The sequence below is a fragment of the Leptolyngbya sp. FACHB-711 genome, assembly GCF_014695615.1.
Taxonomy (GTDB): Bacteria; Cyanobacteriota; Cyanobacteriia; order Elainellales; family Elainellaceae; genus Leptolyngbya_A.
In genome coordinates, this window is record NZ_JACJOR010000564.1 from 1 (window position 1) to 10584 (window position 10584).

Genomic DNA, 10584 nt, shown 5'->3' on the forward strand with positions numbered 1-10584 from the left:
GTATTTGCCGTGTGACGATCGGATTTCTACCTTGTCCTTAGAAAAGGTGATGACATTGCCAAGAGTGATAGCACTGGCTTCTTTTGCTTGGCATTGTTAGTGCAGCACAGAGCGTAGAACTTAGGGATTACAATTTGAACTGCCGCTATTGACACAAAATGCGTAAGTCAAAAAACGATCCTTTTCATTAGCAGATGCCTTTGTAATTTCATTTAGTTTAAAGACCAGAGAACCAATGAGTTGCTGCTCCTGAAGTGGCTTTTGTTGAAACCACTCGGTACTCGAAATCGTGTCAAAAGTGACTTCTCGACCGCGAGCAAATTCCATCACCAGCCATGAAATAATTTCCTGCTCTGGAGGATTCAGTTGCTTGTACCATTCCTGGTAAATATCCAAGATCTGCTTGGTCGTGTCTGCCTCACTCACAGAACCTCCAGATCCCCTTGATTGCAATCCTAATGTACGAGTTAAGTTATCAACCGTGCCACTGACGTTTTTCACAGTACCGTCAAGCTGCTGTACAGTTGAGTCAACACTACCGACAGCTCTATTGATTGTGTTTAACATATTGGTGAGTCCTGATAATGGATCGGCAGATGCAGGCATTTGAGCAAACCCAAGTGAGATAATTGAAGACACTCCAGCAACAACTAAGAGTTTGTACTTGTTCAACATATCTTTTCTCCTTCTCAATCAAAGTTTTATCAAAACAATCAACATCATTGTGAATTAGATGGATTATCAGAACAGGAAAACCCATCTATGTGATCTAGAACCTAAAAATGACTAGCTCTCCTTACACTGGTACTTGCAGAGAAACCAAAAATTGTTAATCTTGAGGGTAGCGCGATTGCCTTTCATAACTGAACTAGATGGTTGAATGATGCTAGTTTCCTGAAGTGATGTAATTTTCTGTTTTGTAACTTGAATGTCCCCATCCCAGGTAGAAGTGTTGGCATTGATCATCTGTGAGTATGTCGAATACTCCTCCAACCCAAGATGCAGTTCCTCAAGCAAACGAATTACTGCTTCATCAAGCCGCCTCTGCCAGAATTTCGATGGTAAGGAAGGATCTGAGCGAGTTCCGTAACTCTTCAAATCTTTCATTTGAGTTGGTTGAGCTTGGCGAGTCACATGCCATTGCATTATGCCAAGCGAGGGATTATTTCGCTTAACAAGCACTCGAACGTAGAGATTGTCTGCTCGCTTTGTCCATTGTCCCTGCCCATCTACAAAAATATGGATTCCGGTGAGTTTGTCCAAGTCCGTTTTAGCAAGATTGACACCCGATTGATAATCACCTGGAGGAAACACATAATCTTCAGGTAAAGACGATAGATCAATGCTCTCTGGATTGAAATCACCATTGAGAGCTTCCGTTGGAGAGTCTATTTCTGTAAAAACCTGGGTGGAATTATTTTTAATGACGACACTGAGATCGATTCCATCCCCATTTGCATTTGCGGGACTCACAATCCCTGTCATTCCAATCCATACTGCCAGACCGAATGCTTTCCAGTTCATCTTCATGATTGTTGCTCCAGATCAACCCGTGTTATGAACCCTTGCTTTAAGCTTGCGGCGATAAGTTGCAGCATCTTCTTGAAGGAAGTCAAGATAGATACAGCCGGATTGAGATGAGAAACACTGAGTCCAAGACTGATACCTGCAATCACTGATGCTTTTAATCAAGTACTTGTTGAGTGTTTCCCCTCAAACCTCAATGAGCATTAAAAACAGACTAGCTAAATTTTTAGCTTATCGACCGATTGGAATGACCCAAGAATTTGAACCGCCGTTTGCAACAGGATTCACAAAGACCAGAGTTACCTTATCCTTATTGGGATCTTCAGGAACACGATAGTTTAACGTGAAAGCACCCTCATGATTCGTTGTGGTGCTGGTAATGGTGCGCTGCTCTGTGCGTTGACGAGCGGAGTTGAAGAAAATTTCCTGGATCAACAGAGGTGCGCCTGCGATAGGTCTGCTATTATTACCCAGTACCTTCGTTGTAACCCGTACATCAGTGCCACGAGGATAGCGGGATTGACCAGGGCTTACAGAAAGCTGGACTCGGTTTGCAGCTTGTGCCGCTTCGATTCCAGATGGAAAGCTGGCGATCGCTCCTGCAAAAGGAAGTGCTAGGAGTGCAGCCAAAACAATTTGAGAAGAGTAACGCATCATGAGGTTTGCTCCTTATATATCTAATGAGGAAAGAGAGAGTTATCGTTCACCACATTGGTTTTGAGCAGTTCACAATTCTGTAGAGACGCGATTCACCATGTCTTTAAAGAATGTTCAGCATCAAAACTTGTGTGGTTGGTGGTCTTAGAAGGTCTGGCAGATTGTCATCTAACGCTTTTCCGCTGCCCTTCACTCAAGTAATCGATCCATCAGGGCAGGTTTTATACAAACGCTAAAAATAAAATCAAAATTAAGTTTTGTAACGATGTAGAAAAAAGCCAAAATAGAGAGATTAACAACCAGAGTCTCCAGATATCTGAGCAATGCTGATAGACGACAACCAACTTCAACAATTCGTACTTCGGGTTAAACAGCTTTCACCAGAGCAGGCGAACTCTGAAATTGCTAACTTTGTTGAGCAGATTCTCAGGTTCCGCCAGGTGAGCCGCTCCACTTCCAAGGCGATCGCATTCAGTATTTCTCTGGAAATCTTGCAAGCGTTACGAACTCACCTTCACCAAAGCGTTGAGCAGGCGATCGTCGATTATAATCCTGTCCGCACACCGATACGAGAATGGATCAGAGCGCTGCTGAATGATGCTTATCGAGTTGTTCTCGATCGTCAACGGCTACAGCAACTTGCAATTGAAATACAAGGATGTGCTGAGGGTACAGAGACATGGCTATACGGCAGACAAGAATTGGTGAAAGCCATTCGGCTATCGGATAAGCTGGCACAGATCAATCGCTTACCATTTGATGCGTATGAAGACGCGGTGAATGAAACTTTGCTATGGGTTTGTCAAAATCTGAAAAGCTACAGTGCTGAACGAGGTGACTTTATGAAATGGGTCAACTTTCGTCTCGATATGGTGGCACGCAGGGTACAGCAACAACAGGAAGATCCCTATACTCAAGGAGCCAAGGGAAGAGTCATTCGAATGAAGCAGCAAATCCAAGCTCATCTACGCGATATGAAATTGAAGAAGCAATCTTATCAGATACAATCAACTGCTTTACTGAGCTGCTTGATCGACTGCCTGAGATTACATCTAAAAAACTTGCATCTAAAAACTTTACTTCCAAAAGAAAAGGTTTTGAATCTCGCTGCTCTACTGCAACAATTATGGCTATTGATCACTCACCTCAATCTATCTCAGTTTCTAGAAAAATATCCTGACCTAGAGCATCAAACCCTATTTAATCTGGCAACAATGCTCGTGTCTTCCCCTCCCAAGCTAATCCAAAATGTAGCGGCTGAAATGCTGGAAGCAGTTCCCCAGGAAGAGCATACTCCTTCCCTAGCAGAACAACTCAGACGCTATTTTGAGCGTGATCCGCAAGCGCTATTAAGGCAGCGAACAATGCGCGATCGTCCTGATATTACCTTAAGAGAAGTCGGCTTATCCTATCTCAACGGGATTTCCTGGCAAGCAATGTCTGAGGCTTACGGCGTGAAGCTTGCAACACTGAGTAATTTCTATCAGCGATCGATTGAGAAACTCGCACCCGCAATTCGTCAGGCATTACAAGAGTAATGGTGTTACAAGCGTCATAATAAGGTTTACAAATAATGCTACCTCAAACTCAAACTGCAATGCTTTCTACTTTCAGTATTCCGCTAGGGCGCACCGCCCATGATCTGGCAGAAAGCCGGTGCCAACCTCATACAGATTGGCAGAAATCAGAACAGGTTTACCTGAATACGCTAGCCATCTACGCCGTTGATTATTATGTGAAATGTTTAGGCTTTGATACAGACTGGAAAGCAAGTGATAGCCAGGATTTTATAACGCAAACCTTGATGAATGTTGCAGATCTAACGGTGAAATCGATCGGTCGCTTAGAATGCCGATTTGTATCACCTGATACATCCTTTGTTTATGTGCCGGAGGAAGTTTGGGCAGATCGAGTTGGCTATATTGCGATTCAAATTAATCGTGATCTAGATGAAGCTGAAATCTTAGGATTTGTCGAGCAAGTGAACACCATAGAAACTCCTTTTAATCAACTGCGCTCGATCGATGAGCTTCCAACTTATCTCAGCCAACTTCGAGCAAAAGCAACAATTATAAACATAAATGCCCCAGCCTCCTTCACACCACCTGTTCAACTGAGCCAGTGGTTACAGGGTCAATTCGATCAGGTTTGGCAGACGATCGAGTCCGTCTTTGCTGCACCACCGTTGACGCCTGCCTGGAGACAACATCACTCGCCCAACAACGTAGAGCCGATTCGCCGCGTTAAGCTACTCGATTTTGGTGCGCAACCGGGTGCTGAGCAACTTGCTTTGTTCGTTGAAATCACGCCATCCGCTTCAGATGAGATAGAGATTGAGGTGCAACTTCGCCCGACGGGCAATCTAACTCATCTACCGCGCGAAATTCAAGCCAGGCTGCTGAATGAAACGGATGAGGAAATCTGGCAAAATCGAGCGGCGCTTTCGGAGGCAATCCAGCTTCAATTTTTAGGTCAGCTTGGAGAACAGTTTAAGATTGAGCTAACGGTCAGCAATCGACAAATTATTGAAACTTTTGTGATCTAATCCTTCGTGATCTAATTAGGATGCTCTCCATGAGCAAGCGAGTTGTTCTCAAGCTAGATGGAAATCTAGAGCAGGGCTTTCAGGTCACGCTCGAAATCGGTGTGGAAGGTGAGCTATATTTTGTGGAACAATCTGGAAGGTTACCTCCAGCCCAAAATTTAGCAACTCAGTTAGAGCAGTGGCAGCAAGACTACCGCAAACTCTCCCGATTCACACGCATTGTGCTTAAGAATGCCTCAACTCAGCTTGGTGCACTCAATTATGGAGAACAAATTGAAATTTGCCGTCAGGCGGCTGAAGCATTAACGCAAGAGCTCCGGTTCTGGTTCGGATCAGCGTCCTTTTCGGCAATCGATAAATGCTTGCGAACGATATTGAGTCCCCATGAATCCATCCGCGTCCTTATTCGCACCCACGATCAACGACTTCATCACCTACCCTGGCATCACTGGGATTTCGTGGAAGACTATACTCACGCAGAAGTGGCATTTGGTACGCCAATCAGTCGACGCAATGTCAGTCAACCTTCTACTTCAGAAGGTGTTCGCATTCTAGCCATCTTAGGAGATAGTAGCGGAATCGATATAGAACACGATCGCCAAATTCTAGAAAATCTTCCAGGTGCAATGGTTGAATTTCTGGTGGAGCCATCGCTCTCGGAGATCAGTCAGCAGCTTTGGGAGCAACGCTGGAATGTTTTGTTTTTTGCCGGACACAGCCGTACTGAAGCGAACCAGGGACGCATTTTTATTAATCCGCAAGAGAGCCTTTCCATTGAAGATTTGAAACTGGGATTGAGGCAATCGATCGCGCATGGGTTAAAACTGGCAATTTTTAATTCCTGTGATGGCTTAGGACTTGCCTATGAGCTAGAGCCACTCCACCTACCGCAATTGATTGTCATGCGACAGCCGATCCCCGATCGCGTTGCTCAGGCTTTTTTGAAGTATTTGTTGAGAGATTACGCAGGGGGACAACCCTTTTATTTATCCGTCAGACGAGCAAGAGAGCGATTGCAGGAAGCATGGGAGCGAGAATTTCCCTGTGCCGGATGGCTGCCTGTCATTTTTCAGAACCCTGTTGAAATTCCTCCAACCTGGACTAATCTTTTAGGACAAAATGACCGTTCTGCAGCATCTTCAGTATCTCCTGCAGCGTTCTCCATACCGTCTTCTACAACAGCAATTTCTTCAACTTCCAGTTTGTTATTTTCTGTCGCTCCACCCTCGGCTAATCCGTTTGCTGCTCGTTCACTTTCTCTCTTCCAATGGCTGCATTTCCTTCCAGCGAAACGAGCATTTCGAGCTGTTTTAATCATTAGCATCATCACAACCTTAATGCTGACTGGTGTCCAAGCATCGGGGGTTTTGCAGCTTTTAGAACTGAAAGCCTTAGATCAGATGATGGTACGGCGGCCTCCAGAACGTCCAGATCCTCGCATTTTGATTGTGGAAGTCACAGAAGCAGATATTCAAGCGCAAAAGCAGCGCAATGAACCCATGCAGCGAGTATCCACGTCTGCTCAAACCTACAATCAGACATTTGATGTTTCCCTGTCTGATCACTCGCTAAAACGAATCCTCGATGTTTTGTTGCCATATCAGCCGCATGTGATTGGTTTAGATATTTATCGAGATTTTGCAGTGTTGCCGGATCAACCTGAATTAGCAGCGTATCTACGTCAGCAGCCGATTATTGCAGCTTGCAAAGCAGGAGATTTTTGGGATGCTGAAATTCCAACGATCGATCCACCACCAGAAGTTCCAGCCGATCGGACTGCGTTCTCTGATTTTCAGAAGGATGATGATCAGGTTTTACGCCGCCAGCTTTTGCAGATGATTCCGCTCAAACAGCGTTCTACAATGCCTTGTCGGGCAGTACAGTCGTTCAGCGCAAGTATTGCCTTTGCCTATCTCCGGCAGCAAGGGATTACAGCACAAATTACGCCCTATGATGATTTGCAACTGGGTAGCCGGACATTTCAGAGTTTGCGATCGCGTCAGGGAGGGTATCAGTTTCTTAAAGCTGCTGATAAGGGCGTGAGCCAAATATTGTTGAACTATCGAGCTACGCCAGAACCCGCAATCCACATTTCAATGGGAGAGCTGTTAGATCCTCAGACGCAAATTAATCCTGCGTATATTAAAGATAAGATTGTGCTGATTGGAGTCACTGCGCCAGGTGATGATTTCTGGGATACACCCTACAGCTTGGAGTCAGAGAAGCAAATTCCAGGAGTCAAGATTCATGCCCATATGGTCAGCCAGTTGATTAGTGCAGCGTTAGATCAGCGTCCCTTGTTATGGGCTTGGTCTCCTAGAGCAGTTTTCATTTGGACATTCGTTTGGTCATTTCTTAGCAGTATCTTAACCTGGCAATTGAGTAAATGTAAAAATATCAAAAGATTGCTCATTTATCTTGTATTTACGACTGTTTTCGCTTCTATTAGTCTATGGGTCTTATGTTTTTGCATTCTATTGACCGGCGATTGGTTACCGTTTGTTCCTGCTCTTCTCGCTTTCATCATCTCGAGTAGCATTACAGCAATTTTTTCAACGTTTAAATCTCGTTAACACTCTTCTGCTCTTATGATGCCTATGAACTTCGTTCGTGCTGCGATCCAACCCATTTTTAAGACCACTGCTACTTTAGCGATCGTGACTTCTTGCTGTACTTCTGTTTTGACGATCATGCCGCAGCTTACAGCAGTTGCCAGTGTTCAGAATGCCTCCTATAAAGATGGACAAGCACCAGGACGCACACATGGTCAATGCCACTTAGTTTTTGAATTAGGATTGCTAATAAGCGGCTACTATGAAGCTTTCAGCCCAGTAATTGAATCTCAGTCCTCGCTGTATTAGTTTCTCTCGTGCTTTAGAAGCAATAGAGGCAAATGCACTAAGCTTATTCTATGAAAGTGACAGTGAGAGGTTAGACAAGTTTTTGGATGATTTCAAGTATTACAAGATATACCGGGCTAAACATAAACCATCAGAACCACGCTCAGTCAAACCTCAGAAACGAAAATACCCGATATTAATGGTTCCCAGGGAAGTCGCTCGCAACAACCTCCAATCTAAAAACTAAGTGGCATTGCGCACACATGGTGGCGGACGAAGAGGAGAATGTCCTGCCACTCAGCTCCCCCTCATTGCTCTGGCTCCATCTACCCAAGATACTTCCCAGACTCCAACCGCTATCTATGTCGGTGGTGTGACGACAGCAGAGCATCCGACTTTCTGGTTTTACGTGCCCTAGATTGGCAAGAGATTGTTGGGTTGAAACCTGCCGCATAATCCTGTGATTCCAACTTGCCAGCGACTATCGTGCTTATTCTTAAATTTTTCTGGTTAAGTTGACAGTACCATTGAAGACTACAGCAGCGCAACGAGCAGGATTAGCCCAAAAGCCTTGGACGTGGCACGACCTTGTTACCTACCCCACCACTATTTGATGCACTATCCATCATTACTTAATCTGCATTTGTTGAAGCACAATTAATCTTTATCAAGGCTTTACACCAATGAATAAATTAGGAATATAAAATTTTGGCAAGGTTCTAATGGTTTTCACTGAAAGGAAAAAGGACACTAATTTCAAAATTGGTGCTTACAGATTGATATCTACATATTAAGTTTCGGATTGCCACTCATCCATTAAAGAGTTGTTAGGGTTCTGCTGGAGTTACAAGGCAGCCAGGTTCTGTTGTCATTTCGATTTACAAGGCGGAGTGAGTGATTCAAGTATCTAGGGTGAATCGGAAGAGAGGATTTAGCAGTGCTCACTATTCTAGCGATGTTCAGTACTAGCACAATCGCATTACCCTTTCCTCAAGCTGAGATCGTCTCCGTGGATACTCACTCAACATCGATTTCATCAAGCCAGCAAATTACTCAACCACAAACCGTTACTGAAAGACTTTCGTGGGCTGGTCGCAACTCTTTGGTTAATCCTTTGCTGCTGGTTCAAAGTCCCCAGACTGTGCTAGCTCAGAATCAATCTCCAGAAGTTCCACGTCAACCCCTTCCAGAAGAACCCTTACCTGCTCAACCTTTACCGCAGCTACCGTCCTCAGATGAACTCTTACCTAATCTGCAAGAGCTACCCCAAGTTGAGCCATCTACTGAAGAAGTGCCGGACAGAATCGAGGTGCGAGCGTTTCAAGTAGAGGGCAGTACTGTTTTTGATGCTGACGTACTGGCAGAAGTGGCTAAACGAGCTGCGCTCGGAACTTTGACTACTCAAATTGCAGAGCAACCAAAAGATTGTCCAGACGTTGAGGGAACCAACATAGGACTTGAACCGCCGCTTTTGCTTTCGTTTACCGAAATCTTAAGAGCCAGATCTGCCATCACGGAGTACTATACCTGCCGGGGCTACATTACTTCAGGAGCCATTCTGCCACCTCAAACTTCTACAGGTGGCATCATCAAGTTTCAGGTGGTAGAAGGCGGAGTCGAAGAAAACGGAATCGTAGTGGAGGGATTGCGGCGATTGCAGCGTGCTTACGTGCGCGATCGGGTAGCATTGGCGGCAACTACACCCTTAAATGTCAATCGGTTGCTCAATGGATTACGGCTACTTCAGCTTGACCCACTGATTCAAAGTATTTCAGCCGACCTGCAAGCCGGAATTCGTCCAGGAACCAATCGGCTTGTAGTAACTGTCGAGGAAGCCGATACGTTTAGTGCAACCCTTTCAGTTGATAACAACCGATCGCCCAGCGTGGGCAGCTTCCGGCGACAGGTGCAGGTGGGTGAAGCCAATCTGCTAGGATTTGGGGATGGACTCAGCATCAGTTATGCCAATACAGACGGCAGTAATCAGGTTGATGCTAGCTACAGCATTCCACTAAACCCTCGTAACGGAACACTCAGGCTTGCCTTTGGTATCGCTGATAGCCGTGTGATTGAGGAGCCGTTTAATATTCTCAATATTGAATCGGCTTCGCGCTACTACGAGGTCACGTTGCGCCAGCCCTTATTTCAGTCACCAACTGAAGAGTTAGCCCTGGGTCTGACGGCATCTCGCCAGGAGAGTAAGACGGAATATTCACCGCCGAGGGCTGGGGCATTGGCGTTTCCGGGACGAGGCGCAGATGAAGTAGGGCGGACTCGCATCTCAGCCCTACGGTTTTTTCAGGACTGGACCCAGCGGAGCAACGAACATGTGCTGGCAGCTCGCTCCCAGTTTAGTGTCGGTTTAAATTTGCTCGATTCCACAATCAATGAAACAGGTCCCGATAGCCAGTTTTTGGCATGGCGAGGGCAAGGGCAATGGGTCCGATTGCTGACTCCAGAAACGCTGTTGCTGGTACGCGGGGATTTGCAGGTTGCGGATGCCCCCTTGCTGTCGCAGGAGCAGTTTAGTTTAGGTGGGCAGAATAGTATTCGTGGTTATCGGCAAGATTTCTTGCTCACTGATAATGGAGCATTGCTATCGGCAGAAGTGCGAGTACTGCTGTTCCAAATTGGGCGAAATAACGCAGTGCAGGTCATACCGTTTGTCGATGTGGGAACAGGATGGAATAGCGATGGAGCAAATCCCCATCCCAATACATTAGCAAGTATGGGAATAGGCTTGAGGTGGCAGCAGGGAAACGATTTTGCAGTACGGTTGGATTGGGGAGTACCGCTGGTGCCAGATAACGCTAGGAACAGAACTTTGCAAGAGAGCGGATTTTACTTTTCACTGTTCTACACGCCGTTTTAATGGATATAGTTCAAAGGCATCATTGATGTCGTAGAGGAATTCAGTTCAACACTTTAGGAGATCCCGTAATGCTTACAAATGATTTTTATAAGAATGATTTTCGACAGGAGCGTTTTAACGATTTGCCGATGGCGGGTACAACC

At 45.5% G+C, this 10584-nt stretch carries 9 protein-coding genes; 6 read left to right on the forward strand and 3 right to left on the reverse strand.

Going from position 1 to position 10584, the window contains the following annotated elements; translation table 11 throughout:
- Positions 1–120 precede the first annotated feature (120 nt).
- The 3 genes from H6F80_RS27970 to H6F80_RS27980 form a co-directional block, all read right to left on the reverse strand.
- Positions 121–675, reverse strand: coding sequence for a hypothetical protein (locus H6F80_RS27970; protein WP_190794795.1), 555 nt, complete (start codon positions 673–675; stop codon positions 121–123).
- A gap of 111 nt (positions 676–786) precedes the next feature.
- The gene (locus H6F80_RS27975) at positions 787–1530 is read right to left on the reverse strand and encodes a hypothetical protein (protein WP_190794796.1); all 744 of its coding nucleotides are present in this window, start codon (positions 1528–1530) and stop codon (positions 787–789) included.
- Between the two features lie 228 nt (positions 1531–1758).
- Positions 1759–2184, reverse strand: coding sequence for a hypothetical protein (locus tag H6F80_RS27980; RefSeq protein ID WP_190794797.1), 426 nt, complete (start codon positions 2182–2184; stop codon positions 1759–1761).
- Positions 2185–2507: 323 nt separating this feature from the next.
- On the opposite strand from H6F80_RS27980, the gene H6F80_RS27985 reads away from it, so the two are divergent.
- From H6F80_RS27985 to H6F80_RS28010, 6 genes are all read left to right on the forward strand, one after another.
- On the forward strand, positions 2508–3722 hold the full coding sequence (locus H6F80_RS27985) for a hypothetical protein (protein ID WP_190794798.1): 1215 nt from the start codon (positions 2508–2510) through the stop codon (positions 3720–3722).
- 59 nt (positions 3723–3781) lie between these two features.
- On the forward strand, positions 3782–4729 hold the full coding sequence (locus tag H6F80_RS27990) for a DUF1822 family protein (protein ID WP_190794799.1): 948 nt from the start codon (positions 3782–3784) through the stop codon (positions 4727–4729).
- 29 nt (positions 4730–4758) lie between these two features.
- Complete coding sequence (locus H6F80_RS27995; RefSeq protein ID WP_190794800.1) at positions 4759–7302, forward strand: CHASE2 domain-containing protein; 2544 nt, start codon at positions 4759–4761, stop codon at positions 7300–7302.
- A gap of 24 nt (positions 7303–7326) precedes the next feature.
- Positions 7327–7590 carry a hypothetical protein gene (locus tag H6F80_RS28000; RefSeq protein ID WP_190794801.1) on the forward strand — a complete coding sequence of 88 codons (264 nt, stop codon included), beginning with the start codon at positions 7327–7329 and terminating at the stop codon, positions 7588–7590.
- A 226-nt stretch (positions 7591–7816) separates the two neighbouring features.
- On the forward strand, positions 7817–7987 hold the full coding sequence (locus tag H6F80_RS28005) for a DUF928 domain-containing protein (RefSeq protein WP_190794802.1): 171 nt from the start codon (positions 7817–7819) through the stop codon (positions 7985–7987).
- A gap of 696 nt (positions 7988–8683) precedes the next feature.
- Positions 8684–10441 carry a ShlB/FhaC/HecB family hemolysin secretion/activation protein gene (locus H6F80_RS28010; RefSeq protein WP_190794803.1) on the forward strand — a complete coding sequence of 586 codons (1758 nt, stop codon included), beginning with the start codon at positions 8684–8686 and terminating at the stop codon, positions 10439–10441.
- Positions 10442–10584: the final 143 nt, after the last annotated feature.